This window comes from Pseudoxanthomonas sp., assembly GCF_035999195.1.
Classification (GTDB): Bacteria; Pseudomonadota; Gammaproteobacteria; order Xanthomonadales; family Xanthomonadaceae; genus Pseudoxanthomonas_A.
Map to the genome: position 1 here is coordinate 311,461 of NZ_DASYGY010000007.1, position 26,647 is coordinate 338,107.

General features: G+C 68.4%; 29 protein-coding genes. 7 read left to right on the forward strand and 22 right to left on the reverse strand.

Annotated elements, in window-relative coordinates; genetic code table 11:
• Positions 1-85: 85 nt before the first annotated feature.
• Positions 86-1,042, reverse strand: coding sequence for a tRNA (adenosine(37)-N6)-dimethylallyltransferase MiaA (gene miaA, locus VGN58_RS06225; RefSeq protein ID WP_327482438.1), 957 nt, complete (start codon positions 1,040-1,042; stop codon positions 86-88).
• A gap of 235 nt (positions 1,043-1,277) precedes the next feature.
• Here miaA and VGN58_RS06230 point away from each other — a divergent pair, with 235 nt between their 5' ends.
• Positions 1,278-3,680: a hypothetical protein gene (locus tag VGN58_RS06230; protein ID WP_327482439.1), complete on the forward strand. Its 2,403-nt coding sequence runs from the start codon at positions 1,278-1,280 to the stop codon at positions 3,678-3,680.
• Positions 3,681-3,771: 91 nt separating this feature from the next.
• On the opposite strand, the gene folP is transcribed toward VGN58_RS06230, so the two are convergent.
• From folP to rlmE, 4 genes are all read right to left on the reverse strand, one after another.
• A complete protein-coding gene (gene folP / locus VGN58_RS06235; protein WP_327482440.1) occupies positions 3,772-4,671 on the reverse strand; it encodes a dihydropteroate synthase in 900 nt (299 codons plus the stop codon).
• The gene (locus tag VGN58_RS06240; RefSeq protein WP_327482441.1) at positions 4,671-4,868 is read right to left on the reverse strand and encodes a hypothetical protein; all 198 of its coding nucleotides are present in this window, start codon (positions 4,866-4,868) and stop codon (positions 4,671-4,673) included. Before VGN58_RS06240 ends, folP begins: the two co-directional genes overlap by 1 nt.
• Before the next feature lie 67 nt (positions 4,869-4,935).
• On the reverse strand, positions 4,936-6,867 hold the full coding sequence (gene ftsH / locus VGN58_RS06245; protein WP_327482442.1) for an ATP-dependent zinc metalloprotease FtsH: 1,932 nt from the start codon (positions 6,865-6,867) through the stop codon (positions 4,936-4,938).
• Between the two features lie 49 nt (positions 6,868-6,916).
• Positions 6,917-7,549, reverse strand: coding sequence for a 23S rRNA (uridine(2552)-2'-O)-methyltransferase RlmE (rlmE, locus tag VGN58_RS06250; RefSeq protein ID WP_327482443.1), 633 nt, complete (start codon positions 7,547-7,549; stop codon positions 6,917-6,919).
• A gap of 101 nt (positions 7,550-7,650) precedes the next feature.
• On the opposite strand from rlmE, the gene yhbY reads away from it, so the two are divergent.
• From yhbY to VGN58_RS06265, 3 genes are read left to right on the forward strand one after another with little or no spacing between them, the layout of a single operon-like run.
• Complete coding sequence (yhbY, locus tag VGN58_RS06255; protein ID WP_327482444.1) at positions 7,651-7,956, forward strand: ribosome assembly RNA-binding protein YhbY; 306 nt, start codon at positions 7,651-7,653, stop codon at positions 7,954-7,956.
• 23 nt (positions 7,957-7,979) lie between these two features.
• Positions 7,980-8,357, forward strand: a complete 378-nt coding sequence (locus VGN58_RS06260) for an Mth938-like domain-containing protein (protein ID WP_327482445.1) — start codon at positions 7,980-7,982, stop codon at positions 8,355-8,357.
• A gap of 13 nt (positions 8,358-8,370) precedes the next feature.
• On the forward strand, positions 8,371-8,997 hold the full coding sequence (locus VGN58_RS06265) for a D-Ala-D-Ala carboxypeptidase family metallohydrolase (RefSeq protein WP_327482446.1): 627 nt from the start codon (positions 8,371-8,373) through the stop codon (positions 8,995-8,997).
• Here the strand turns inward: VGN58_RS06265 and VGN58_RS06270 are convergent.
• From VGN58_RS06270 to surE, 5 genes are read right to left on the reverse strand one after another with little or no spacing between them, the layout of a single operon-like run.
• Complete coding sequence (locus tag VGN58_RS06270; RefSeq protein ID WP_327482447.1) at positions 8,958-9,818, reverse strand: endonuclease/exonuclease/phosphatase family protein; 861 nt, start codon at positions 9,816-9,818, stop codon at positions 8,958-8,960. The two genes, VGN58_RS06265 and VGN58_RS06270, sit on opposite strands and share 40 nt — an antisense overlap.
• Positions 9,819-9,823: 5 nt before the next feature.
• Positions 9,824-10,621 carry a peptidoglycan DD-metalloendopeptidase family protein gene (locus VGN58_RS06275; protein ID WP_327482448.1) on the reverse strand — a complete coding sequence of 266 codons (798 nt, stop codon included), beginning with the start codon at positions 10,619-10,621 and terminating at the stop codon, positions 9,824-9,826.
• 39 nt (positions 10,622-10,660) lie between these two features.
• Entirely contained in the window at positions 10,661-11,317 is a 657-nt protein-coding gene (locus VGN58_RS06280; protein WP_327482449.1) for an exopolysaccharide biosynthesis protein, read from the reverse strand.
• Between the two features lie 4 nt (positions 11,318-11,321).
• Positions 11,322-11,999, reverse strand: coding sequence for a protein-L-isoaspartate(D-aspartate) O-methyltransferase (locus VGN58_RS06285; RefSeq protein ID WP_327482450.1), 678 nt, complete (start codon positions 11,997-11,999; stop codon positions 11,322-11,324).
• Positions 11,996-12,775, reverse strand: a complete 780-nt coding sequence (surE, locus tag VGN58_RS06290; RefSeq protein ID WP_327482451.1) for a 5'/3'-nucleotidase SurE — start codon at positions 12,773-12,775, stop codon at positions 11,996-11,998. The genes VGN58_RS06285 and surE overlap by 4 nt, the downstream gene beginning before the upstream one ends.
• 89 nt (positions 12,776-12,864) lie before the next feature.
• Between surE and VGN58_RS06295 the strand changes: the two genes are divergently transcribed.
• On the forward strand, positions 12,865-13,407 hold the full coding sequence (locus VGN58_RS06295; RefSeq protein WP_327482452.1) for a Smr/MutS family protein: 543 nt from the start codon (positions 12,865-12,867) through the stop codon (positions 13,405-13,407).
• A gap of 26 nt (positions 13,408-13,433) precedes the next feature.
• Here VGN58_RS06295 and VGN58_RS06300 read toward each other — a convergent pair whose 3' ends face one another.
• From VGN58_RS06300 to VGN58_RS06345, 10 genes are all read right to left on the reverse strand, one after another.
• Positions 13,434-13,658 (reverse strand): hypothetical protein, encoded by a 225-nt coding sequence (locus VGN58_RS06300; RefSeq protein WP_327482453.1) that lies wholly within the window; start codon positions 13,656-13,658, stop codon positions 13,434-13,436.
• 114 nt (positions 13,659-13,772) lie between these two features.
• The gene (truD, locus tag VGN58_RS06305; RefSeq protein ID WP_327482454.1) at positions 13,773-14,831 is read right to left on the reverse strand and encodes a tRNA pseudouridine(13) synthase TruD; all 1,059 of its coding nucleotides are present in this window, start codon (positions 14,829-14,831) and stop codon (positions 13,773-13,775) included.
• Complete coding sequence (ispF, locus tag VGN58_RS06310) at positions 14,828-15,316, reverse strand: 2-C-methyl-D-erythritol 2,4-cyclodiphosphate synthase (RefSeq protein ID WP_327482455.1); 489 nt, start codon at positions 15,314-15,316, stop codon at positions 14,828-14,830. Before ispF ends, truD begins: the two co-directional genes overlap by 4 nt.
• A gap of 37 nt (positions 15,317-15,353) precedes the next feature.
• Positions 15,354-15,884 (reverse strand): hypothetical protein, encoded by a 531-nt coding sequence (locus tag VGN58_RS06315; RefSeq protein WP_327482456.1) that lies wholly within the window; start codon positions 15,882-15,884, stop codon positions 15,354-15,356.
• A gap of 4 nt (positions 15,885-15,888) precedes the next feature.
• Positions 15,889-16,587, reverse strand: a complete 699-nt coding sequence (ispD, locus tag VGN58_RS06320) for a 2-C-methyl-D-erythritol 4-phosphate cytidylyltransferase (protein WP_414710757.1) — start codon at positions 16,585-16,587, stop codon at positions 15,889-15,891.
• A complete protein-coding gene (gene ftsB, locus VGN58_RS06325) occupies positions 16,587-16,937 on the reverse strand; it encodes a cell division protein FtsB (RefSeq protein WP_327482457.1) in 351 nt (116 codons plus the stop codon). Before ftsB ends, ispD begins: the two co-directional genes overlap by 1 nt.
• Before the next feature lie 3 nt (positions 16,938-16,940).
• Positions 16,941-18,224, reverse strand: a complete 1,284-nt coding sequence (eno, locus tag VGN58_RS06330; protein ID WP_327482458.1) for a phosphopyruvate hydratase — start codon at positions 18,222-18,224, stop codon at positions 16,941-16,943.
• 17 nt (positions 18,225-18,241) lie between these two features.
• On the reverse strand, positions 18,242-19,075 hold the full coding sequence (kdsA, locus tag VGN58_RS06335) for a 3-deoxy-8-phosphooctulonate synthase (protein ID WP_327482459.1): 834 nt from the start codon (positions 19,073-19,075) through the stop codon (positions 18,242-18,244).
• Between the two features lie 152 nt (positions 19,076-19,227).
• Positions 19,228-20,889: a CTP synthase gene (locus VGN58_RS06340; protein ID WP_327482460.1), complete on the reverse strand. Its 1,662-nt coding sequence runs from the start codon at positions 20,887-20,889 to the stop codon at positions 19,228-19,230.
• Positions 20,890-21,029: 140 nt separating this feature from the next.
• Positions 21,030-21,284 (reverse strand): hypothetical protein, encoded by a 255-nt coding sequence (locus VGN58_RS06345; protein WP_327482461.1) that lies wholly within the window; start codon positions 21,282-21,284, stop codon positions 21,030-21,032.
• Positions 21,285-21,561: 277 nt separating this feature from the next.
• Here VGN58_RS06345 and parE point away from each other — a divergent pair, with 277 nt between their 5' ends.
• Both parE and VGN58_RS06355 read left to right on the forward strand, forming a co-directional pair.
• Positions 21,562-23,451: a DNA topoisomerase IV subunit B gene (parE, locus tag VGN58_RS06350; protein ID WP_327482462.1), complete on the forward strand. Its 1,890-nt coding sequence runs from the start codon at positions 21,562-21,564 to the stop codon at positions 23,449-23,451.
• 278 nt (positions 23,452-23,729) lie between these two features.
• Positions 23,730-24,866 carry a carboxylate-amine ligase gene (locus tag VGN58_RS06355; RefSeq protein ID WP_327482463.1) on the forward strand — a complete coding sequence of 379 codons (1,137 nt, stop codon included), beginning with the start codon at positions 23,730-23,732 and terminating at the stop codon, positions 24,864-24,866.
• Positions 24,867-24,873: 7 nt separating this feature from the next.
• On the opposite strand, the gene VGN58_RS06360 is transcribed toward VGN58_RS06355, so the two are convergent.
• Both VGN58_RS06360 and hutG read right to left on the reverse strand, forming a co-directional pair.
• Positions 24,874-25,857, reverse strand: coding sequence for a DMT family transporter (locus VGN58_RS06360; protein ID WP_327482464.1), 984 nt, complete (start codon positions 25,855-25,857; stop codon positions 24,874-24,876).
• Positions 25,858-25,867: 10 nt separating this feature from the next.
• Entirely contained in the window at positions 25,868-26,644 is a 777-nt protein-coding gene (gene hutG / locus VGN58_RS06365; protein ID WP_327482465.1) for an N-formylglutamate deformylase, read from the reverse strand.
• Positions 26,645-26,647 lie beyond the last annotated feature (3 nt).

Genomic DNA, 26,647 nt, shown 5'->3' on the forward strand with positions numbered 1-26,647 from the left:
CCCCGATGTTACACAACATCGGCCCGGCAGGGCGTTGCCGAGTCAGGCAACCGGTCGCAATTCCGGCGAATGCGGGCCGAACGGGTCACGATGCGGGCAAGAACAGCGCCAGTGCCCGGTCCAGGCGGGCGCGCCCGGTGGCCGGATCGAACCAGCGCGCATCGAGTTCGCCGCGCAGCCAGGTGAGCTGGCGCTTGGCGAGCTGGCGGGTGGCGGCGATGGCGCGCTCGCGGAAGTCGGCGGCATCGCCCCGCCCGTCCAGGTATTCCCATGCCTGGCGATAGCCCACCGCGCGCACCGCCGGCAGGTCGAGCGGCGCGGCCACGGCCTGCAGGCCGGGCAGCGCGCGCAGGCGGCGGACTTCGTCGAGGAAGCCCTGCTCGAGCATCAGGTCGAAGCGCCGCGCGATGCGCGCATGCAGCACGGTGCGGTCCTCGGGCGCCAGCACCAGCTTCAGCACGCGGTACGGCAGTCGCGCGCCGCGTGCCTCCTGCTGCCATTGGCTGATCGGCGTGCCGGTCAGTCGGAACACCTCCAGCGCGCGCTGGATGCGCTGCGGATCGGTGGCGTGGATGCGTGCGGCGGCGACGGGATCGACCTGCGCCAGTTCGGCATGCAGGGCGGGCCACCCGCGGTCCTGTGCCTGCGCGGCGATGTCGGCGCGCAGCGCGGCATCGGCGGCCGGCATCTCGGCGAGTCCGTCGAGCAGCGCCCGGAAGTAGAGGCCGGTGCCGCCCGCCAGCACCGGCAGGCGGCCGCGAGCGGCGATGCCGTCCATCGCACGGCGCGCGTCGTGGGCGAACTCGGCGGCGGAATACGCTTGCCAGGGATCGCGCATGTCGAGCAGGTGGTGAGGGACGCGCGCCTGTTCGTCCCGCGTGGGTTTGGCCGCGCCGATGTCCAGGCCGCGGTAGACCAGCGCCGAATCGACGCTGACGATGTCGCCGCCGAAGCGCTCGGCCACCTCCAGCGCGAACGCCGTCTTGCCCGACGCGGTCGGGCCCATGATGGCGATGGCGAGGGGACGTGCGTCGAGCGACATGCGGAGCGTGGGGCGTTGACGGCCGCCAAGCTTAACGTGCCATCACCCGTGCCCGAGGCGTTATGGGATGGCGGTCATGCTTGGACGACGCGAAGCGGCGCGCACGCGCACCGCTCGTGTACAGTCGGGCGGCGTCCACAGGGGGATGCCAGCGACAAGACCGATGCGCGTACGCCGCGTACGCGTCCCTTGTCCGCGCAACGGACGGCGTTCCTTCCTTGCGCGAGTCGACCGGATGCCTGTGTCTTTCCTGTTCCCGCGCCAGCACCTGCTGGCCCTGTTCGCACTGTCCGTCCTGCTCACCGCCTGCGGCGCGGAGACACCCGCCTCCGGCGCCTCCACCGCGATCCCGGCATCCGCGTCATCGCCCTCGCCTGTGGCGCAGCCGGCGCGCGTGATGGCGGCGGCCGTCCCCACCACCGCCGTGCCCAATCCCATCCTGTTCGTCACCCAGGTGCCGATGGCGGGCGATCCGTTCGCCAGCCGCATGTCGACGTTCGCCAATCACCTGCCGAGCATGCTGGCCCTGCCGCGCGGCGGCGACCTGATGATCCGTTACCCCGACGGCACGCTGCGCAACCTGACCCGGGAAGCCGGTTTCGGCATGGACGGCCAGCAGGGCGCCAACGCGATCGCGGTGCGCGAGCCCGCCGTTCACTGGAACGGCACCAAGGCCATCTTCAGCATGGTGGTCGGCGGGCCGCCGCAGCGTTACGTGCATCCCACCGCGAAGTGGCAGCTGTACGAGATCACCGGCCTGGGACAGGGCCAGACCGCCGTCATCACCAAGGTCGCGAACCAGCCGGCGGACTACAACAACGTGTCGCCGCTTTACGACAGCCAGGACCGCATCCTGTTCACCTCGGATCGTCCGCGCGGCGGCGAAGCGCACCTGTACCCTCAACTGGACGAATACGAAAGCACGCCGACGATCACCGGCATCTGGCAGCTCGATCCGCCGACCGGACAGGTGCGCCTGCTCAACCATGCGCCGAGCGGTGCGTTCTCGCCCAGCATCGACCGCTACGGCCGAGTGGTCTTCATCCGCTGGGACCACCTGCAGCGCGACCAGCAGGCCGATGCGGGCGGCTACGGTGCCTACGATGTCGCCAGCGAAGCCCCCGGCGCGGCCGGCATCGGCCTGCAGCCGGAAACCTTCCCCGAATCGCGCACCGGCATGAGCAGTCCGTACGGCCAGGTCAACGGCTTCACGTACAACCTGTTCACACCGTGGCAGATGAACCAGGACGGCACCGAGGAACTGACGCTCAACCATATCGGCCGGCAGGAGCTCTCGTTCGGCTATCTGCCCAGATCCTTCGCCGGCGACAGCGCGCTGTCGGACTATTCCAACACGGCACTGATCGCCAACAGGAAATACATCCGCATGGACGGCGGGCTGTTCCAGCTGCGCGAGGACCCGACCGTCGCCGGCAGCTACTACGCCATCTACACGCGCGAATTCTCCACCGGCGGCACCAACCAGATCGTCCGCATCACCGGCGCGCCCTCGCTCAATGCCGAGCAGATGGAGATCCTCGATGCTTCGCCACCGGCCGACAGCAGCGGCAACCTCGCCGGAGGCCGCTTCCGCAACCCGCTGCCGATGAGCAGCGGCCACATGGTGGCCAGCTACACCAGCAGTCCGGTCTTCCAGGCGGGCGTGTCGCTGCGCCTGCACCAGCTGCAGACGAATGCCAATGGCCTGCTGGTGGCCGGCCCCGCGCTGACGCCGGGCATCAGCAAGAACCTGACGTGGTGGGATCCCGACACCCAGCGCAGCTACAGCGGTGCGCTGTGGGAAATCGAGCCGGTGGAAGTCGTGGCGCGATCGCGCCCGCCGGTGACGACCACGCCGATGGCGTCGCCCGAACAGTCGGTATTCGCCAGCGAGCAGGTCAACGAAGCCGCCTTCCGCGCATGGCTGAAAGCGAACCAGCTTGCGCTGATCGTCACCCGCAACCAGACCGCACGCGACCGCGACGACAGGCAGCAGCCTTACAACCTGCGCGTGCCCGGCGGCGTGCAGACGCTCGGCGGCAGCGGCAGGATCTACGAGGTGTCGCACTACCAGATCCTGCAGGCCAACATGATCCGCGCCTACAACAACGGCTCCATCTACCAGCGCGGGCGCCGTCCGATCGCCCAGCCGATGTCGGTGGCCGCGAACCCGGCCAACGCGGGTGGCCCCAGCGGCAGCGTGCGCATCGCGGCCGACGGCTCGACCGCGGCCTTCGTTCCCGCCAGCCGCGCACTGACCTGGCAGAGCACGGACGCGGCCGGCGTGCCGGTGGTGCGCGAGCGCCTGTGGGTGACGATGCAGCCCGGCGAGATCCGCACCTGCACCGGATGCCATGGCGAGAACGCCCGCAACCAGGCCGGCGCGGCGCCGTCCACCGCGCCCCCCGAGGCGCTGCGACTGTTGCTGCGGCACTGGAAGCAGCAGAACGCGGCCGATCCGATCCGGGTCAACGGCTCGCAGCCCCTCCTTCCGAACCGCTCCGCGGCGACGCCGACGGCAGGTGCGGTCGCCACGCCTGGCGAGACGGGCGCGGCATTGACGTCCGCCTGGTTGCGAGACGTGCAGCCGGCCCGCCTGCCGACGCCCGTTCGCAGGCCCGGCGGGCAGCTGCGCTGACGCGTCACGTGTCCGATCCCGCGGTGCGCATGACATGGGCACCCGGGGTCGACGTCGCTGCCGACGCGCCGGACACCACGCGCTGCCGGAGTCAGTCGTCGTCGGGCCAGCGGATCGTCGGGGCGGCCGCCGGCGTGCGCGGCGCGGGGATCGCGGCCACCGCATTCCAGACCTTCAGTGCGTCCACAGTGGCGGCCACGTCATGCACGCGCACGATGGCGGCGCCGCGCTGCGTGGCGATCAGGTGCGCGGCGACCGATCCGGCCATGCGTTCCGCCGGCACCTCGCGGCCGGTGATCTGGCCGATGCTGCGCTTGCGCGACAGCCCGGCCAGCACCGGCACGCCGAGCTCGCCGAAGCGCTCCAGTTGCGCGAGCAGCTGCAGATTGTGCGCGGTGTCCTTGCCGAAGCCGAAGCCCGGGTCGACGACGAGGCGTTTTTTCGGAATGCCGGCCATCTCGGCCGCGAAGATGCGCTCGGCGAGGAAGCGATGGACCTCGCCGACGACATCGTCGTAGTCGGGCGCGGACTGCATCGAATGCGGCTCGCCCTGCATGTGCATGATGACGACGGGCACGCCGAGCGCCGCCGCCGTTTCCAGCGCACCGTCGCGCCGTAGTCCGTAGACGTCGTTGATCATCCCCGCGCCGGCCCCGACCGCGGCGCGCATCACCTCGGGCTTGGAGGTGTCGATGCTGATCGGCACCTGCACGTGCGCGACGAGTCGTTCGATCACGGGGATGACGCGGCGCAGTTCCTCGTCGAGCGCTACGGCGCCGGCGCCCGGCCGCGTCGATTCACCGCCGATATCGAGCAGGTCGGCACCCTGCTCCACCAGCGACAGCGCATGCGCGATGGCGGCCTCCGCCGTGTCGTGCAACCCGCCGTCGGAGAAGGAATCCGGCGTGACGTTGACGATGCCCATGACCCGCGGGCGATCCAGCGTCAACACGCGACCGCCGCACTCCAGCACTGGGGTGGTATCGAACATCACTTCCCGCCCTTCCGGCGTTCATCGCGGGAGACCGCGCCCGACCCGACGCCGAACGCGACGCCCAGCGCAACACCGATCGCGATGCCCACACCGATATTGCCCATCGCCGCCCCGACCGCCACACCGATCGCGATGCCTGCCCCGATACCGACCGGCAGCATCGGATGTTTCGCGCGCTTGTCGTCGCCTGCCATGGAATCCCGTGCAAAGAAAAAAGGCCAGACATCAGTCTGGCCTTTCGTCATCGTGCTGGCAACGCACTCAGGTCTGCTCGGCGGGTCCACCGATCGGCGGCAGCGGGCGCGATTCAGGCTTGTCGTCGTCCTTGCCGCTCTTGCCCCAGCCCACCGGCGGCGGCGGATCGCGGCCTTCCATGATGGCGTCGATCTGGGGCGCATCGATGGTCTCGTACTGCAGCAGCAGGTTGGACATCGTGTGCAGCTTGTCCAGGTTCTCCGTCAGGATCGTCTTGGTCCGCGCGTAGGCACGGTCCAGGATGATGCGCACGACTTCATCGATCTTGCGCGCGGTCTCGTTGGACACGTTCTTGTGCTGGGTGACCGACCGGCCGAGGAAGACCTCGTCCTCTTCCTCGCCATAGGCGATCGGCCCCATCTCGTCACTCAGGCCCCACTTGGTGACCATGTTGCGGGCCATCTTGGTGGCACGCTCGATGTCGTTGGACGCGCCGGTGGTGACCTTGTCCGCGCCGAAGATCAATTCCTCGGCCACCCGGCCGCCATACAGCGAGCACAGCTGCGATTCGATGGCCACGCGGTTGAGCGAGTACTTGTCGCCTTCCGGCAGGTACATGGTCACGCCGAGCGCGCGGCCGCGCGGGATGATGGTGACCTTGTAGACCGGGTCGTGCTCCGGCACGAGGCGGCCGACGATCGCATGGCCAGCCTCGTGGTAGGCGGTGAGCGTCTTCTCGTCCTCGCTCATCGCCATCGAACGGCGCTCCGCGCCCATCAGGATCTTGTCGCGTGCACGGTCGAAGTGGTCCATGCGGACTTCCTTCGCGCTCTCGCGGGCGGCGAACAGCGCCGCTTCGTTGCAGAGGTTGGCCAGGTCGGCACCGCTGAAACCAGGCGTACCGCGCGCGATGACCATCGGCACCACGTCGTCGGCCAGCGGCAGCTTGCGCATGTGCACGCGCAGGATCTGCTCGCGGCCCTTCACGTCCGGCAGACCCACGACGACCTGGCGGTCGAAACGGCCCGGACGCAGCAGGGCCGGATCCAGCACGTCGGGACGGTTGGTCGCGGCGATCACGATGACGCCTTCGCCGCCCTCGAAGCCATCCATTTCCACCAGCAGCTGGTTCAGGGTCTGCTCGCGCTCGTCGTGGCCGCCGCCCAGGCCGGCACCGCGATGGCGGCCGACGGCGTCGATCTCGTCGATGAAGATGATGCAGGGCGCATGCTTCTTGGCCTGCTCGAACATGTCGCGCACGCGGCTGGCGCCCACGCCGACGAACATCTCGACGAAGTCCGAACCGGAGATGCTGAAGAACGGCACCTTGGCCTCGCCGGCGATGGCCTTGGCCAGCAGCGTCTTGCCGGTGCCGGGCTGGCCGACCATCAGCACGCCGCGCGGGATCTTGCCGCCGAGCTTCTGGAACTTGCCCGGATCGCGCAGGAACTCGACCAGTTCGCCCACTTCTTCCTTGGCCTCGTCGCAACCGGCGACGTCAGCGAAGGTGACCTTCACCTGGTCCTCGCCCTGCAGCTTGGCGCGCGACTTGCCGAAGGACATCGCGCCCTTGGCACCGCCGCCACCGCCCTGCATCTGGCGCATGATGAAGATCCAGAAGCCGATGATCAGCAACACCGGCAGGAAGTTCAGCAGGATGGCCGTCAGGCTGATGCCGCTGGGCGGATCCTTCTGGGTGATCTCGACCTTCTTCAGGCGCAGGTCGTTGATCAGGTCGCGGTCGAACGGCGCATTGATGGTCTTGCTGTCGCCGTTGCGCAGGGTGTACGTGATCTCGCTGACGCCGCCGCGGGCGTCGCCACCGAAATCGACGCGCTGCACGTTGCCGCTGTCCACCTGGTCGAGGAAGTCGGAATACGTGGTGCCGCCGGTCATCGCGGCGGTGCTGGCGCCCTTCGGCGAAAAGCTCTGGAAGACGACCATCAGCACGACGGCGACGACTACCCACAGCAGCAGATTCTTGGTCAGGTCGTTCATCCTCATCGGCTCCGGTGTTCCTCTTTGCGCTTGCGCACGTTACGTGACCTTACTTGATTTGGATCCGCTTGCCTTGTCCCAGGGCGTAGACCTCGGGCGAGCGCTTGCGGGACGCGTCCGGCTTGCGGATCGCCACCTTGTCATAGCGGCGGCGAAGCTCGCGGATGTAGTCGTCCGAGCCGGCGCCCTGGAACAGCTTGATCAGGAAGGCCCCGCCCGGTTTCAGGTGGACATCGGCGAATTCCATCGCCAGTTCCGCCAGATGCATCATCCGCGGCTGGTCCACCGCATCCACACCACTCTTATTGGGGGCCATATCGGACAGCACAAGGTCCACCCGTGCACCGTCCAGCATGGCCTCCAGTCGAGATAGGACGCTGTCTTCCCTGAAATCCCCATGAAGGAAGTCCACGCCGGCCAGCGGCGGCATGTCCAGGATGTCCATGGCGACCACACGGCCGCTGTCCCCCATCGCCTGGCGCACGAACTGGGACCAGCCGCCCGGCGCGGCGCCCAGGTCGACCACCACCATGCCCGGCTTGAGCAGGCGGTCGCGTTCCAGCAGCTCCTCCAGCTTGTAGGCCGCACGCGAGCGCAGGCCCTCGGCCTGGGCCTTTTTCACGTAGGGATCGGAGAAGTGTTCCTTCAGCCAGCGCTGGCTGCTCTTGCTGCGGGTGGCCATGGCGGCGGGGTCTCCGGGCACGCTGCGACGGGAGCCGCCGGAGCCGTTCGTGGGGGTCGTCATGATACCCTGATCGCCCTTCCAGACCCGTACCGTGCCGCATGCCTGTTGCCCTGACCGCTGCCCAGACCCGTTTCCTGCGCGGCCAGGCCCATGACCTGAAGGCACTGCTGCAGATCGGCAACAAGGGCGTCACCCCGGCCTTCCTGGCCGAGCTGGACGCCGTGCTGGAGCAGCACGAACTGGTCAAGGTGAAGGTCGTCGGCGAAGACCGCGAGGCCCGCGACGCCATGATCGGCGAACTCGCCGACAAGGCCGACGCCGCCCTCGTGCAGCGCATCGGCCATACCGCTGTTCTGTACCGCCCCAGCAAGGAACGCCGGCACATCGTGCTGCCGCGCGGCTGATCCCGGCACGCGGTCCGCCTGCCATGCAACTGAGCCACGAACTGCCCGACTACGCCTTCGCCCTGCGGTCCGCCGACGGCAGCATGGCGCGCGTCAATGATCGCACGCTGTCGGCCAGCTTCATCCTGTCGCCGCAGCGACTGATCGAAGACTGGCCCGCGCGCGACAGCGCTGCGCTGTCACCGGAGGACCTGGCGCCCCTGCTCGCGTTGCAGCCGGAGGTGATCCTGCTGGGAACCGGCGACCGCCAGGTGTTCCCGCCCGCCGCCGTGATGGCGGCCTGCCTGCGCCAGGGCGTGGGCCTGGAAGTGATGACCAACGCCGCCGCCGCCCGCACCTTCAACGTGCTGGCCGGGGAATCGCGCAAGGTCGTGGCCGGTTTCCTGCTGGCTCCCCGCTGACCCCGGCGCGGCGATGCGTCGCGCCCTGCTGCTGTTGGTCGTCGGAGCGGTCGCGGCCTGCACCCCTCCCGCCCCGGATGCCGACCGGCGTTACGCGGCATGGCGGGAAAGCGCGGATGCGCAGGGCCTCGGCGAGTACGCGCGCCTCCTGGCCGATGCAGGCGTCGGTGACGTCGTCCCCATGCCCGCACTGCTGCGGTCGAGTCGTCGCTGGCAGGCCTGCGGGGCGCCGGAATTCCTGCTGCCACCCACGGATCGCGCCACCGCCATCGTGCCGACCCTGCGCGTGGTGGCGCAGTTGCAGGCCATGGGGATCGTCGACGGCAGCGGGGCGCGATCCGGTTACCGGTCGGCGGACGTGAATCGCTGTTCGGGCGGAAGCACCCGCAGCCGCCACCTGCTCAACGCAGCGCTGGACTTCGACCTGGCCGACGACACCCGCGTGGATGCCCTGTGCGCGTTCTGGCGCACCCGGGGACCGTCGCTGGCGATGGGATTGGGTTTCTACACGCCGACACGGATCCATATCGACACGGCGGGACATCGCACCTGGGGAACCGATCACAGTCGCGGCACCTCGCTGTGCACGGGCACCACCGATCAGTCGGCAGCGCGCACCAACCGCACCCACACGCCGTAGTGATCGGAGGGCCAGGCACCCATCGCATCGGCCTGGTCGAGGATGATGTCGGCGTCGGCCACGTGAAACGCGTCGCGCTGCGCGAACACGTGGTCGATGCGGACCGGCGCGTGGCCTAGGTGCGTATTGAGCGTGGTGTGCGCCGGCGTATTGGCATCCTCGCCCACGTGCGCCTGTTCGTAGGCCTCGATGAATCGCGCGCGCAACGGGGCCAGTTCCGCGGTGTCCGAGCGCGTATTGAAATCGCCACCGACGATCGAGGGCGCACCACCCGACGTGTCGTCGATCAGCGCGAGCACGCCGGCGACCTGCTCGGCCCGGATCGCGCTGCCCTCCGGCTTGTAGTGCAGATGGGTCACGTAGACGTTCAACGGGCGGCCATCGACCGTGGCGCGCACCCAGCCCGCGTTGCGGTAATCGTCGAGCGGCGCCAGCTTCACTTCGCGGGACTCTTCGATCCCGCCCTTCACCAGGATCGCATTGCCGTAGCGGCGGACCTGGTCCGGCGCATCGGCCGAGAAGAAGCGGTACTGGTAGCCCAGTCGCGAGGCCAGCACCTGGGCCTGGTTGGGCAAGGCGGCGTCCTGCAGCACTTCCTGCAGCACGATCACCTGCGGCGACCGCGCCTTCAGCTCGGCGACGATCATCTCCTGCCGGTGCGGCCAGTCCTGCTTGTCGTGCCAGAGGTTGAGGGTCACCACGTCGATCGTCGACGGCGCCGTCGCGGGCCGTGGGCGCTGGCAGGCCACCAATACCAGCGCCGCGATCAGCAGCAGGACGGCGGCGACCGGCGTCCGCCATGAGGACGGGAACACGGGCACGGCACTCACCGCGGCGGCAGGTACTGCAGCGGATCCACCGGCTTGCCGTTGTGGCGGATCTCGAAGTGCAGCATGTCGCGCGAGGCACCGCTGCGGCCCATCTCCGCGATCTGCTGGCCGGCCTTGATGCTCTGGCCTTCGTTCACCAGGCGCTTGCGGTTGTGTCCGTAGGCGGACAGCCAGGCTTCGCTGTGCTTGATGATGATCAGTTCGCCGTAGCCCACCAGGCCGGCACCGGAATAGACCACCACGCCATCGGCCGCCGCGCGCACTGCCTGGCCGCTGCTGCCTGCGATGTCGACGCCCTGCTTGGTGGCGTCGCCGGCCACGAAGCGACCGATCAGATGCCCGTCGGCAGGCCACCGCCAGGCGAATCCGCTGCTGGCCGGCGCCGGTGTTGCGGCGGGACGGGTGACGGGGGCCGGAGGCGGTACCGGCCGCGTGGCCGTGCCGGTCGCGGGCCGGTTGGATGCGGCAGCGCCGGTCGTGGTCGGAGGCCGGCTGCCGCCGCCCGGGAACAGGTTGAGCGACTGGCCGGGATAGATCGTGTAGGGCGCACCCAGGTTGTTCCAGCGCGCCAGGTCGTTGACGTCGATGCCGTTGCGGAACGCGATGCCGTACAGGGTGTCGCCACGCTGCACGCGCACCGTGGCACCCGGCTTGGCCTGCGACGGCTTGCGCGTGGACGACGGGGCCGAAGGCTCGCGCACCACCGTCGTGGAACAGGCGCCGAGCACCGCCACGGCGATGCCGATCAGGAGGGCGTGCGTGATGCGGTGGCCGGAGCGTAGCGTCGTGGTCATGCGTTCGGTCGTTTCCTTACAAGGCGGGAGCCGCAAGGCTCAGCCGGTCAGTCGCTGGAACAGTTCGCGTGCGGCCACGCCACCGCCCCCGATCAGCACGCTGAAATAGACGATCGTGCCGATGTTGGCCACGTGGCCGAGCAGGATGGCGCCGCCGTCGCGCTGGATGAAGCCGATGGCATACAGCAGCAAGGCCAAGGCTGGCAGGGTGTTGCTGAATGGCACGAATCCGAACGGCGCCATCAGCAGCAGCGCGGCGAGGATGAAGGCCAGATTGTTGATGACGCCCTGCCCCGGCCCGTCGACGAAGACCCGCAGCCGGCGTGGACGGCTGATCTTCTCCATGCGGCGCACCCACACCAGGCCCGAGGTGAGGCCCGGCCGCAGGCGATCGGCCGGCAAGGCCTTGTGCTTGATCCGCTGCGGCAACCACAAGGGGCGGTTGACCAGGCGACTGATGCCGACCAGCAGGATGGCCGCGCCGAACACCGTGCTGACGCCGGGAATCGACACAGGAATCAGGAACACCAGCGTCAGCAGGATGGTGAGCAGCAGCAGGCCCTCGTCGCTGAAGACATCCAGCAGTTCGCCCAGGCTCAGCGAGTCAGGCGGCAGCCGTTCGATGATGGCGGCCAACTGTTCGCCGAGCGATGAAGTGTCGCCGGGAAGTCCATGGCGAGGATCGGGTGTCGTCACGTGCTCAATCCAGCGTGCCGGACAGCAACGGCACGAACACCACCGGCGCCAGCGTGGTTTCCTCGACGCTGCCGTCGGCGCGCTTCACCAGTCGCACCAGCGACTGCGAGCCGCTGCCGCCGACCGGCGCCACGAGTTGCCCGCCGACGGCGAGCTGATCGATCAGCACCGGCACCAGCGCGGGCGCGGCGGCGGTCACGATGATGGCGTCGTAGGGACCGTGTTCGACCCAGCCGATGCGGCCGTCGTCGTGCTTGCTGCGCACGTTGAACCCCATCTGCCGCAGCCGCTTGCGCGCCTGCCGCAGCAGGTCGCCGATGCGCTCGACGGTGTAGACCTCCAGCCCCAGCACGGCCAGCACCGCCGCCTGGTAACCGGAACCGGTGCCGATCTCCAGCACCTTCTTCGGTGCCGTCTCCAGCAGCACCTCGGTCATCCGCGCCACCACCCATGGCTGCGAGATGGTCTGGCTGTGGCCGATCGGCAGCGCGGTGTCCTCGTACGCACGCGTGGCCAGCGCCTCGTCGACGAACAGGTGGCGGGGCAAGGTGCGGATGGCGTTGAGCACGCGCTCGTCGGCGATACCGGCCTCGCGCAGACGCTCGACCAGGCGGTCGCGTACGCGCTGCGAGGTCATGCCCACGCCCACCGCTTCGGGCTGCAGCCGCAACCGTGGCGTCATGCCGGATCCTCGAGCGCGGCCGTCAGGCCATCCACCCAGCCGGCCACTTTCTCCAGCGCCTGATATCGCGTCAGGTCGACATGGATCGGCGTGATCGAGATGTGGCCGGTGCGCACGGCATGGAAATCGGTACCGGGGCCCGCGTCCTGTTCGCGACCGGCCGGCCCGATCCAGTACACGGTGTGGCCACGCGGATCCGGCTGCGGCACGCACGGTTCGGAACGGTGGCGGTTGCCCAGGCGCGTGACCTCGAACCCCCGCACATCGGCCCAGGCGAGGTCGGGAACATTGACGTTGAGGATGGTGTCCGCCGGCAGCGGATCGGCCTTCAGGCGCGCCACGATCTCCACGGCCGCTCGCGCGGCGGTCTCGTAGTGCTTCGCGTCGTGGTTCTTGGTGGCCAGCGACATGGCCACGGCCGGCAGGCCCAGGAAGCGACCCTCCATCGCGGCCGACACGGTGCCGGAGTAGATGACGTCGTCGCCCAGGTTGGCGGTGTTGTTGATGCCCGACACCACGATATCCGGCTCGAACTCCAGCATGCCGGTCAACGCCAGGTGCACGCAGTCGGTCGGCGTGCCGGCGATGCTGCAGGTGTAGTGGTCGATGCGCTTCAGCCGGATCGGCAGGTCGAGCGTCAGTGAATTGCTGGCACCCGAACGGTCGCGATCGGGGGCGACCACGTACACCTCATGGCCCGCGCTACGCAGGCCCTCTGCCAGGATTCGGATGCCGGGGGCGTCGACGCCGTCGTCGTTGCTGACCAGTACGCGCATGGGTTTCCTCGGGGACGGGCCCATGATACCGGAACCTTGCCGATGCTTCCCGCGCTTGCGTCACGTCGCGATGCCGCTACGCTGACGGCATGGCCGGTTCCACGCCCCCCGACGATGATGACGCCGCACTGTTCCGCGATGCGATCGGCGCCGTTCGCCGCCTGCAGGAGACGCCACTTCCGCCACGCAAGGCGCCACCGAAGCCTGCGGCGCGGATGGCAGAGCGCGACGAAGACGATGCATTGAGCGAATTCCAGCGTGGCCTGGCCGCACTGGATCCGCATGCGGCCGACGATGTCCTGAGCTACCGCAGGGAGGCGTTGTCGACGCGTGCCTTCCATCGCCTCAAGCGCGGCCAGTTCTCGGTGCAGGACGAACTGGACCTCCACGGCGCCACCGCGCTGCAGGCGGAAAGCCTGTTGCGCCGCTTCCTTGCCGAGGCGCATGCGCACGACCACGGCTGCGTGCGCGTGATCCACGGCAAGGGCCAGCGTTCGGACAGCGACGCGCCCGTGCTGAAGAATCTGGTCGACCGGATACTGCGCCAGCGGTCCGACGTGATGGGCTTCCACTCGGCACCGCCCACGCAGGGCGGCACCGGGGCGGTGCTGGTGCTGCTCGCCCACCGCTGAGCGCGCCGTCGGCCGGCGCCACGCCGTTACTGCGGCGCGGCCTTCTTTTGCTCGATCCGCGGCGGATTGACCCAGGTCAGCTGGATGCCGCGCCGCTTGGCGATCCGTTCCACGTAGGCGATGTACTGCTGCTCGGCGGTGAGGGGCCGCTGTTCGGGCGGAGATGACGATGCGTTGTCGCGGGCAGTGGCGCAGGCCGCCAGCAGGGCACAGGCGGATACGGCGAAGGCAGTTCGAATCACGGCGTTCATGGCGATGTCTCCGGCACAGGGGAAGACGGTCCGGCGACGCGACGCCGCGACGACGCTGACGCGTGGCGTGCCTGAGTGCGCTTATACGCCTGCGCTGCGGTGCTTCCAGTGCCTTCAGTCGCGTGCCGACGGACGGTCGTCGCCCTGCGACGCATCCGTCACCGGGCCCAGTTCGTGCAGCACGGCCGTGGCATAGCTACCCGGCGGCAACGCGAACGTCAGGCGCAGGGCGTCGGCCGAGGGCCACGACCATGCCAGCGCCTGCGGAACCAGACGCAAGGCGCGGCGCTCCTGACGCAGGCCCTCCAGTTCCAGCCCTGCACGCAGCACCACCGCGTCCTCGTCCTGCAACGCCGCCGTCTCGCGGTCGCGCGCATCCGCCTGCGTCCGCAGTTCGCCGGTGCCCCACAGGGGCCCGGTGGGATGGATGTCGAAGTCGCCCAGCCGCTGCGCCAACGAATCGCTCCATGGCTCGGGCCCGAACACGCTGCGGCTGCCCGCCAGCATCCAGACTTCGCCTTCCAGTCCGCGGTTCCAGCTGCCGTCCGCCAGCCGTGCCGCCAGCACGCGGTTGAACAACTCCGAGCGCGCCGCGGAGATCAGCAGCGAACGCTGCTCGCGCCTGACGCGCCGGCCGGCGAACATCGACAGCGCCGCCGCCACGTTGCCGCCGTCGCGGCCGAAGCGCTGCTCACCGAACCAGTTGGGCAGACCGTGCGCCGCGATCTCGCGCAGCCGCGCCTCGATCGCCTCGGCATCGCCCGCCACGTCGCGCAGCACCAGCTCGAACCGGTTGCCGGCCAGTGCCCCGCGCGGCAGCTTGCGCGAATGCCAGGTCGACGCCACCACCTTGAGTTCGTCGGACTCCAATGCCGCAAGGTCCGGCGCCACCTTGCGCGGCAGGTGCACGCTGAAACGCTGCCGGGTCACCGCATGGCGATCCTTCAGCCCCGCATAGCCCACGCCCATCTCGGCGATGCCGGCCCACGCGGCGATGCGCTTGGCGGCGAACGCCGTGTTCATGCCGCGCTTCTCGACGGTGAGGAGCAGATGCTCGCCTTCGCCGGAGGGCTCGAAGCCTGCCAGTTCCTCGACGAAGAAGTCCTCCGGCGTACTGCGGATGCGCGCCGACAGCACCGGCGCACCGAAGGCGCGCGGCAGGCCGTCGCTCACGCCTTCACCAGCAGCACCACGGCCTGCGCGGCAATACCTTCGCCGCGCCCGGTGAAGCCCAGCGTTTCGGTGGTGGTGGCCTTGATGCTGACCGCATCGACCTCGATGCCCAGATCGTCGGCCACGCAGGCGCGCATCGCGTCGGCATGCGGGCCGACCTTCGGCCGCTCGCAGATCACGGTGACGTCGACATTGCCGACCCGCCAGCCACGTTCGGCGATCAAGGCGTGGCAGTGACGGACGAACGCACGGCTGTCCGCCCCCTTCCAGCGATCGTCCGACGGCGGGAAATGCCTGCCGATGTCGCCGAATGCCAGCGCACCGAGCACGGCGTCGCACAGCGCGTGCAACACGACATCGCCATCGCTGTGAGCCACCACGCCGCGCGCGTGCGGCACGCGCACGCCACCGAGCATGACGTGGTCGCCATCGCCGAACGCGTGCACGTCGAAACCCTGGCCGATGCGGATGGAGGGAAATGTCACGGGCAAGACCTCGATATCGAAAACTATATGGACGACGTCAAGTCGGAAGAGCGACAAGAGCGACTACGGAGAGGTTCTGGAAGCCATGTGGCAGGGCGGCGGCCAGGAATGCATGGCGGTAGGACCGCGGTCGCCAGACCAGATAACAGCAACTGTAGACGAAGAATCCGAAGAAGGTACCGAAGAACCAGAATGGCGCGACGAGCGCATGGAATCCGCCCCACACCAGGCCTGCCAACGAAGCCGTCGTGAGGATCGACCATTCAAAGCGGACTAGAAGCCAGAGCGTCAGGCTCAATAGCCAAGTCTCGATCACAGGAGCAACCAGCACCGCACCCACGAAGAAATGAAGCGAGGCCTCGGCTCCACTCGTTCCAGGCGGATGTTCGAATACACCGGCCAGTCGACCGATTCCCACCGCGACCGCCACCATTGCGAGCGACACCGAGACGGACAACACGAAATTGAGCAGGGATCGGCGCACCAGGTACTGATCGGGGGGCGCCAGCAGCGCCCACCTGAAACACCGGATGACCCGCGCCGGCGCGTGCCTGGCAACGTCTATCATGCGACTAGCTGCGCAACCGGCGCGACAGTTCGAACTCGAACCGCGCCAGATCCGCCGGCGTGGTGATCTTGAAGTTGCTTTCCGCGCCCTCGACCAGCAGCGGACGCAGCCCCTGGCGCTCCATCGCCATCGCTTCGTCGGTGACCTCGATGCCGTCGGCCAGGGCGGCCTCCAGCGCGCGGGTCAACTGCAGCCGTCGGAACAGCTGCGGAGTGAAGGCGCGCCACAGCCGCTCGCGCGATTCGGTGGCATCGATGCCGCCGTCGTCGCCGGCCCTCTTCAACGTGTCGCGTACCGGTGCGGCCAGGATCGCGCCGACCGGGTCGCTGCGGCCGCGTTCCAGCAGTTGCGACAGGTCGGACAGCGACAGGTTGGGACGCGCCGCATCGTGTACCAGCACGAAGTCGTCCGCGCGCACGTCGTCGGGCAACGCGTGCAGGCCCGCCAGCACCGACGCGGCGCGGCTCGCGCCGCCAACGCAGGCGCGCACGGGCTTGCCGGCGAATTCGGTCCAGCGCGGCCAGTCCGCATCGTGCTCCGACACGGGTACCACCGCGCCTTCCACCGCCTCGTGCGCGAACAGTGCGGCCAGCGTGTGCGCGATCAGCGGCGCGCCATCGACAACGAGATACTGCTTGGGAAGCTCGCCGCCGAAGCGCGTGCCGCGTCCCGCCGCCGGCACGACGGCCCACAAACGGGCCATCAGGGAACGCGATCCACGACGTTATCGCCGCTTCCGTCGGTGCCACCCTCCGGCGGCGGCACGGGCGCAACGGATTCGACCACGCGGTAGAACTTCTCGCCGGGCTTGATCATGCCCAGCTCGCTGCGCGCGCGCTCCTCCACCGCCGACTCGCCGGACTTGAGGTCCTCGACTTCGGCGGCGAGGGCGTCGTTGCGCTCCTGCAGGCCCGCGTTCTCGCGCTTCTGCGCCGCGACCTGCTGTTCCAGCGCGACGACCTGGCCCGAACTGCCGACGCCGAACCAGAACTTGTACTGCAGCCATCCCAGCAGCAGCACGAGCACCAGCAGGAGCCAGGGCGCCTTGCGCATGGATTACTTCTTCAGCGACACGAAGGCGTTGCGGCCGGCATAGCGCGCCTTGCCGCCCAGCGCCTCTTCGATGCGCAGCAGCTGGTTGTACTTGGCCACGCGGTCGCTGCGGCACAGCGAGCCGGTCTTGATCTGCGTGGCGGTGGTCGCGACCGCGATATCGGCGATGGTGGTGTCTTCCGTCTCGCCCGAGCGGTGCGAGACGACCGCCGCGTAGTTCGCGTGGTGGGCCATGGCGATGGCTTCCAGCGTCTCGGTCAGCGTGCCGATCTGGTTGACCTTGATCAGGATCGCGTTGGCGGTGCCGGACTCGATGCCTTCCTTGAAGATCTTCGGATTGGTGACGAACAGGTCGTCGCCGACCAGCTGCACCTTCTTGCCGATCCGGTCGGTCAGCAGCTTCCAGCCGGCCCAGTCGTCCTCGGCCAGACCGTCCTCGATGGTGATGATCGGGTACTGCGCGGCCCAGTCGGCCAGGAAGTCGACGAACTGCTCGCTGGTCAGGCGCTTGTTCTCGCCGACCAGGTGGTACTTGCCGTTGTCGAAGAACTCGCTGGAGGCCACGTCCAGGCCCAGCAGCACGTCCTCGCCGGCGGTGTAGCCGGCCTTGCCGATCGCTTCCAGGATGGTGTCCAGCGCCTCGACGTTGCTGCGGAAGTCCGGGGCGAAACCGCCCTCGTCGCCCACCGCCGTGCTCAGGCCGTGGCCCTTCAGCACCGACTTCAGCGAGTGGAAGATCTCGGTACCGGCGCGCAGCGACTCGGCGAACGAGTCGAAGCCGACCGGCAGCACCATGAACTCCTGGAAATCCACGTTGTTGTCGGCGTGCGCGCCGCCGTTGATGATGTTCATCATCGGCACCGGCAGGGTGACATCGCCGGTGGCTAGGTGCTGCCACAGCGGGATCTTCTTCGACGCGGCCACCGCATGCGCGTTGGCCATCGACACACCGAGCAGCGCATTGGCGCCCAGACGCCCCTTGTTCTCGGTGCCGTCCAGGTCGATCAGGCGGCGGTCCAGGCCTTCCTGGTCGGTGGCATCGAATGCGTGCAGCGCGTTCGCGATGGGGCCGTTGACGTTCTCCACCGCCTTGCGCACGCCCTTGCCCAGGTAACGGGTCTTGTCGCCGTCGCGCAGCTCCACGGCTTCCTTGGTGCCGGTCGAGGCGCCGGACGGCACCATCGCGCGACCGAAGGAACCGTCTTCCAGCGTGACCTCGGCTTCGAGGGTGGGATTGCCGCGGGAATCGAGGATTTCGCGGGCGTGGATCTTGGCGATCTGGGTCATCGTGTCGTGTGCTCAGCTCAGAGAGTGGATTCGAGGAAACCGTTCTTCTTGGTGATGCCGTCCAGCGCCAGCAGCGTTTCCAGCAGCGCTTCCATCTTGTCCAGCGGCCACGCGTTCGGGCCATCGGACAACGCCTTGGCAGGATCAGGATGCGTCTCGGCGAACAGGCCTGACACACCCACCGCGACCGCCGCACGCGCCAGCACCGGCACGAACTCGCGCTGGCCGCCGGAACTGGTGCCCTGCCCGCCCGGCAACTGCACCGAATGGGTCGCATCGAATACCACCGGGCACCCGGTATCGCGCATCACGCTCAGCGAGCGCATGTCGCTGACCAGGTTGTTGTAGCCGAACGAGGCACCGCGCTCGCAGACCATGATGTCCTGGTTGCCGGTGGACTTGGCCTTCTCGACCACCGGCTTCATGTCCCACGGCGATAGGAACTGGCCCTTCTTGATGTTGACCGGCTTGCCGGCGGCGCAGACCTTCCTGATGAAGTCGGTCTGGCGCACGAGGAACGCCGGCGTCTGCAGCACGTCCACGACGGCCGCGACCTCGTCCATCGGCGTGTATTCGTGGACGTCGGTCAGCACGGGCACGCCCACCTGCTTCTTCACCGCGTCCAGCACCTTCAGACCCTCTTCCATGCCGGGGCCGCGGAAGCTGGTGCCGGAGGTGCGGTTGGCCTTGTCGAAGCTCGACTTGAAGATGAAATTCATCCCCAGCTTGCCGGTGATTTCCTTCAGGCGGCCGGCGACATCGATCTGCAACTGCATCGATTCGATCACGCACGGGCCGGCAATCAGGAACAGGGGCCGGTCAAGGCCGACGTCGAATCCACAAAGCTTCATTGCTTCACCTTTGGTCAGAGCCCCTCTCCCACCGGGAGAGGGGTTGGGGTGAGGGTACGGCGGAATACGGATGGCGGGAACATACTGGATTCCGCCGGACCCTCATCTGCCCCTTCGGGGCACCTTCTCCCACAGGGAGAAGGAAACACTACTCAAGCGCGCGCTTCCTTCAGCAGCTTGCCGCCCGCCTTCTTCTCGCGCGCGGCGCGGATGAAGCCGACGAACAGCGGATGGCCGTCGCGCGGCGTGGACAGGAACTCCGGATGCGCCTGGCACGCCAGGAACCACGGATGCACGGCGCGTGGCAGCTCCACCATCTCCACCAGCAGGTCGTCCATCGACTTGGCCGAAATGACCAGACCGGCGTCTTCCAGTTGCGTGCGATAGCGGTTGTTGAACTCGTACCGATGGCGATGACGTTCCGCCACCACGTCCTTGCCGTAAAGATCGCGCGCCAGCGTGCCCGGCTTGAGGCGCTGCTCCTGCAGGCCCAGGCGCATGGTGCCGCCCAGGTCGGAACGCTCGTCGCGCTTCTCCACATCACCGGTAGCGGTACGCCATTCGGTGATCAGGCCGATCACCGGATGCGGCGACTGCTTGTCGTTCTCGGTACTGTTGGCGTTCTCCAGGCCGGCGACATGGCGCGCGTAATCGACGACCGCCGCCTGCATGCCATAGCAGATGCCGAAGTACGGCAGCTTCTGCTCGCGGGCGAAGCGCGAGGTCAGCACCTTGCCCTCGAAGCCGCGATCGCCGAAGCCGCCCGGCACCAGCACGCCGTCCACGCCCTGCAGCAGCGCCATGTCGGTGCCTTCCAGGTCCTGCGCCTCGATCCACTTGAGGTTGACGCGCGTGCGCTGGCGCAGGCCGCCGTGCTTGAGCGCTTCGCCGACGGACTTGTAGGCGTCCTGGTGGTCGACGTACTTGCCCACGACGGCGATGGTCACTTCGTCCAGCGGGTTGAGCGTGGCGTCGACCGCCGCTTCCCACTCGGACAGATCGGCCGCCTGCGCGTTCTCGATGCGGAACTGGCGCAGCACGATCTCGTCCAGGCCCTGGCCGTGCAGGCCCATCGGGATGCGGTACAGCACGTCCACGTCCGGCACGCTGATGACCGCGCGCTCGGGGACGTTGGTGAACAGCGAGATCTTGCGGCGCTCGGAATCCGGGATGGGCTGCTCGGAGCGGCACAGCAGCACGTCGGGCTGGATGCCGATCGAGCGCAGTTCCTTCACCGAATGCTGCGTCGGCTTGGTCTTCAGCTCGCCCGCGGCAGCGACGTACGGCACCAGCGTCAGGTGCATGAACAGCGCCTTCTCGGGGCCGCGCTCGGTGCGGATCTGGCGGATCGCCTCCAGGAACGGCAGCGATTCGATGTCGCCGACGGTACCGCCGATCTCCACCAGCGCCACGTCGAAGCCTGCGGTGGCCTCGTCGATGCAGCGGCGGATCTCGTCGGTGATGTGCGGGATCACCTGCACGGTGGCGCCCAGGTAGTCGCCGCGACGCTCCTTGCGGATCACGTTCTCGTAGATCCGGCCGGTGGTGACCGAGTTCTTGCGGCTCAGGCGCGTGCGCACGAAGCGCTCGTAGTGGCCCAGGTCCAGGTCGGTCTCGGCGCCGTCGTCGGTGACGTACACCTCACCGTGCTGGAACGGGCTCATGGTGCCCGGGTCGACGTTGATGTACGGGTCCAGCTTCATCATCGTGACCTTCAGGCCACGTGCTTCGAGAATGGACGCAAGCGAAGCGGCGGCGATGCCCTTGCCTAGCGAGGACACAACGCCGCCGGTAACGAAAATCAGGGGAGTCATGGGCGGGGCTCCGGAAAGCCATAGTCTACAGGCAACCCGCGTTTCCCGGAAGCGCGACGCCCCGCCGAAGCGGGGCGTCTGGCAGCACTCCGATCACCGGAAACCCCTGCACCGCAAGGCTTCCAGGCGACCGGCACGGATCAGGGCTTGCGCTCTTCTTCCTCTTCGCCGGCCTTCTTCTGCTGGCCCTCGGCGGCCTTTCGCTGCTTGGCGGCGGCCTCGTTGGCGGCACGGCGACGGGCCTTGGCTTCGGGATCGGAAGGATCGCTGGTCTGCGACTGGTCCTGCTTGGGCTTGCCGGCGTCATCGGCGGTGCGCGACTGCGCGAACGCCTGCACCGCGAACAGCGCGCCGGCGACGGCGGCGGAGAGCAGCAACAGGTTGCGGGACTTCATGGCGGTACTCCTCATGGGTGACGGGAATCTGGGGGCGCCGGACGGCGTTCCAAGGGCATCCCTGTCCACGCCGCAAGCCTAGCGCCGGCCGCCCCGCCCTCGACTGAACATGGCAAAAAAGCCCGGCTGGCCGCACACTGCCGCCCGATCCGGGCCCGTCCCGGCGGGGAACGCAGCGCGTCGCGCGCCCTGCGACACCCCTGCGGTGGACTGTCCACCCGTTCCTGTTCACTGCGGCGCCCCGCCGCCGCCCGTCGCACCGAGAAACCGAGCATCCATGAGCAGCCGCTACAACGCCGCCGACATCGAAGTCCTCTCCGGCCTTGACCCGGTCAAGCGCCGTCCCGGCATGTACACCGACACCGCGCGCCCCAACCACCTTGCGCAGGAAGTCATCGACAACGCGGTGGACGAGGCCCTGGCCGGCCACGCCGGCAGCATCGAGGTCACCCTGTACAAGGACGGCAGCTGCGAAGTCAGCGACGACGGCCGCGGCATGCCGGTGGACATCCACCCGGAAGAGAAGATCCCCGGCGTGGAACTGATCCTCACCCGCCTGCACGCGGGCGGCAAGTTCAGCAACAAGAACTACACCTTCTCCGGTGGCTTGCACGGCGTGGGCGTGAGCGTGGTCAATGCGCTGTCCACGCTGGTGGAAGTGCACATCAAGCGCGAGGGCAGCGAACACCGCATCACCTTCCGCAACGGCGACCGCGCCACACCGCTGGAAGTGGTCGGCAGCGTCGGCAAGAAGAATACCGGCACCCGCGTGCGCTTCTGGGCCGACCCGAAGTATTTCGATACGCCGAAGTTCAACGTGCGCGCACTCCGGCATCTGCTGCGCGCCAAGGCCGTGCTCTGCCCGGGCCTGAACGTCACCCTGTTCGACGAGGCCACGGGCGAGCGCGACAGCTGGCATTACGAGGACGGCCTGCGCGACTACCTGCGCGGCGAAATGGCCGGTCGCGAACTGCTGCCGCCGGAGCTGTTCGTCGGCCAGCTGAAGAAGGACAGCGAAGTCGTCGACTGGGCTGTGGCCTGGGTGCCCGAAGGCGAACTGGTGCAGGAGAGCTACGTCAACCTGATCCCCACCGCCCAGCACGGCACGCACGTCAACGGGCTGCGCAGCGGCCTGACCGATGCGCTGCGCGAGTTCTGCGATTTCCGCAACCTGTTGCCGCGCGGCGTGAAGCTGGCGCCGGAAGACGTGTGGGACCGCGTGACCTTCGTACTGTCGCTGAAGATGACCGATCCGCAGTTCAGCGGCCAGACCAAGGAACGGCTGTCGTCCCGACAGGCGGCCGGCTTCATCGAAGGCGCGGCGCACGACGCCTTCAGCCTGTGGCTCAACCAGCACGTGGATCTGGGCGAGAAGATTGCGCAGATCGCCATCGAGCGTGCCAGCGCGCGCCTGAAGACCGAAAAGCAGGTGGTCCGCAAGAAGGTCACCCAGGGCCCCGCCCTGCCCGGCAAGCTGGCCGACTGCATCAGCCAGGACCTGTCGCGCACCGAACTGTTCCTGGTGGAAGGCGACTCGGCAGGCGGTTCGGCCAAGCAGGCGCGCGACAAGGATTTCCAGGCCATCCTGCCGCTGCGCGGCAAGATCCTCAACACGTGGGAAGTCGCGTCCGGCAGCGTGCTGGCCTCGCAGGAAGTGCACGACCTGGCGGTGGCCATCGGCTGCGACCCCGGCAAGGACGATATCGGCGGCCTGCGCTACGGCAAGGTGGTGATCCTGGCCGACGCCGACTCCGACGGCCTGCACATCGCCACGCTGCTGACGGCGCTGTTCCTGCGCCACTTCCCGGCGCTCGTGGGCGCGGGCCATGTCTTCGTGGCGATGCCGCCCTTGTTCCGCGTGGACGTGGGCAAGCAGGTGTTCTACGCGCTGGACGAGGAAGAGAAGCGCCTGCTGCTGGAGAAGATCGAGCGCGAGAAGATCCGCGGCCAGGTCAACGTCACCCGCTTCAAGGGCCTGGGCGAAATGAATCCGTCCCAGCTGCGCGAGTCCACCATCCACCCGGATACGCGCCGCCTGGTGCAGCTGACCGTGGACGACGAACCGGAGACGCGCGGCCTGATGGACATGCTGCTGGCTAAGAAGCGGGCGTCGGATCGCAAGTCGTGGCTGGAGACCAAGGGCGATCTGGCTTCCCTAGAGGTCTGACCGCGGCGATTCGCTGGATGGGGCCGTTGCGACGGCCTCGTTGCCGTGTCCGTCGGATGTTCTTCGCGACGCGGCTGGAGACGAAGGGCGATCTGGCTTCGCCGGACGCCTGATCGCAGGCGTTCGCGGACGGGCGCGCGAGGAGGATCTTCGCCCGATCGCCGACCGGATCCCGCCATCCGCCGGGATGCAGCAGATTGCGCTGGCGCTTTCGCTCGCCGCCATCGATCCGCGCCGCTTGAACACCGTGTTCACCGCGACGGTGCGATAACGCGGGCATGGCCGCCGAGCGCGACACGCACCGCTACACCTTCGGGCTGGAGGAGGAATATTTCCTCGTGCGGCGCAATGGCCGGCGCCTGCGGCACATGCCGCGCCGCTTCTTCGAGGCGTGCCGGGGGGAACTGGGCGAACGCTTCGGCAGCGAGATGCTGCAGACGCAGGTGGAAGTGCAGACGGCGGTGCACGCCGACCCGCGTGCGGCCGAGGACGACCTGCTTGTGCTGCGTCGCACGACCGGACGCATCGCCCGCGCGCACGGGCTGGACATCCTGTCGTCGGGCACGCATCCGGCCGCGCAATGGCGGGGCCAGCGCAGCACCGACAAACCGCACTACGACCACGTGATGGACGAACTGCAGATGCTCGGGCACCGCAACCTGCTGTGCGGCCTGCATGTGCATGTGCAGCCGGCGGATCCGGCGCAGCGCGTGCCGCTGATGGCAAGGATGCAGCCGTTCCTGCCGTTGCTGCTCGCCCTCAGCACCTCGTCGCCGTTCTGGATGGGGCATGCCACCGGCCTGATGGGCTACCGGCAGACGGCCTACCAGGAGATCCCCCGCACCGGACTTCCGCCACTGTTCCGCAGCCAGGCCGATTACGACGACTACGTGCGCCGCATGATCGGCGCGCGCGCCATCCGCGACGCCAGCTTCCTATGGTGGGCGTTGCGCCCTTCCCTCGCGTTCCCGACCCTGGAACTGCGCGTGACCGATGCCTGCACGGATCCACGCGATGCGCTGGCAATCGCGCAGCTGTTCCGGTGCCTGGTGCGGTACCTGGAACGCACGCCGGGCCTGCATGCCGCGCTGGACGCGGCGGGACAGGCGGTGATCGAGGAGAACCTGTGGCGGGCGCAGCGCCACGGCTTCGACGCCGGCCTGATCGACATCGGCAGTGGCGATCTCGTCTGCGTGCGAGAGATGCTGGAAAGCACGCTCGAACTCATCGCGCCCGACGTGGCGGCGCTCGACTGCGCCCCGCAGATCGACCACGCGTGGCGCATCCTCGACCGCGGCACCAGCGCGCATCGTCAACAGCAGCGTTACCAGGAGTGCAGGCTCGCCGGCGATACGCACGGCGAAGCGCTGGCCCACGTGGTGCAATGGCTGGCGCAGGCGAGCGTGCCGGACTGACACCGGATCAGCGCGCGACGGTCTTCTGCCGCGACACCGCGAACACACCCGCCATCACCAGCACCGTGCCCGCCACCTGCCACGGCCCCATCGGTTCGCCGAGCAGCAGCAGGCTCAGCACGATGGTCGACACCGGGCCGATCATGCCGACCTGCGCCGCCAGCGCGGAACCGATCCGCGCCACGGCCATCATCACCGCCAGCACCGGCAGCACGGTGCATAGCGTGCCATTGAGCAGCGACAGCGCGTAGACCTCCCACGGCAGCACCAGCGCCTGCATCGGCCGCAGCACCACGAACTGCAGCAGGCACAGCACGCTGGCCACGCTGCTGGCGTACGCAGTCAGTCGCACGGCACCGACCCGCGCCACCAGTTCGCCACTGCCGACCAGGTACAGCGCGTAGGCCAGTGCGCTGCCGAACACGAGCAGTCCGCCGAGCAGGATGTTGGAACCGCCCACATGCAGGTCGTGTCCGAATGCCAGCGCCACGCCCGCATAGCTGACCACCAACGCAAGCGCCTGGCGTCGCGAGATCCGTTTGCCCAGTGCGAACCAGCCGATCAGCGCCACCAGGGTCGGGGTGAGATAGAGGATCAGCCGCTCCAGTGTGGCGGTGATGTAGGCCAGACCGGCGAAGTCGAGGAAGCTGGCCAGGTAGTAGCCGAGGACGCCCAGCACAACGATCCTCATGCGGTCGGCGTGCGACAGCGGCGCACTGCGACGCGCGGCCCAGGCGCCCATCAGCAGGAAGAACGGAAACGCCACCAGCATGCGCAGGGCCAGCAGCGTCACCGCATCCGCGCCGTAGCGATACCCCAGCTTGACGATGATGGCCTTGCCCGAGAAGGCGATGGCGCCGAGCGCCGCGAGCACCAGGCCGGAGCGACTGACCGCATGCAGGGCCGGCCGTGGATGCGGCGCTTCCAGCGCTTCGGCCGGCGCCACGTCGAGCGGTTGCGCCAGTTCGTCTTCCGCCTTCGGCTGTGTCATGGCGCGTGCCTCACGCCAGCGTGCGTTCCAGCAGGCGGCGGATCAGCCCCTGCGTGCGCGCCGCACGCTCGGGCAGATAGGCGAAGGTGTCTTCGTCCATGTAGGTGAGCTGCGCGAGTTCCAACTGCACCGTCTGGATGCCGTTGGCGACGTCGGCGTAGTGACGGGTGATGTAGCCGCCGCGGAAACGTCCGTTGACGATGAAGCTGTACGCCTGCTGCGAGGCCAGCTCCGCTTCCAGCGCCTGTTGCAGCGCAGGCGAACAACTCGCGCCGCCGGCGGTGCCCAGGTTGAAATCCGGAAGGCGACCTTCGAACAGGAAGGGCACCACGCTGCGGATCGAATGCCCCTCCCACAGCACGACGCGGCCATGCGCGTCGCGGAGGCGCGCGAGCTCCTGCTGCAGCGCCTGGTGATAGGGTCGCCAGTAGGTGTCGACCCGCACAGCGATCTCCTCCGCCGTGGGCTGCTGATCCGGCAGGTACAGCGGATCGCCGCTGAAGCGCACGATCGGGCACAGGCCGGTGGTGTTCTGTCCCGGATAGAGGGACACATCGTCGTCCGGACGGTTGAGGTCGACGACATAGCGCGAAAACGCCGGCACCAGGATGGATGCGCCCAAGTCGCGCGCGAACGCGTAGAGCTCGGCCACATGCCAGTCGGTGTCCGGCACGCGGCGCGCTTCCGGCGTCAGGCGTGCGGCGATATCGTCGGGCAGCGCGGTGCCGTTGTGCGGCAGGCTGACCAGCAGCGGCGCGGTACCGCGATGCAGGGTGTAGGTGTCCATGCG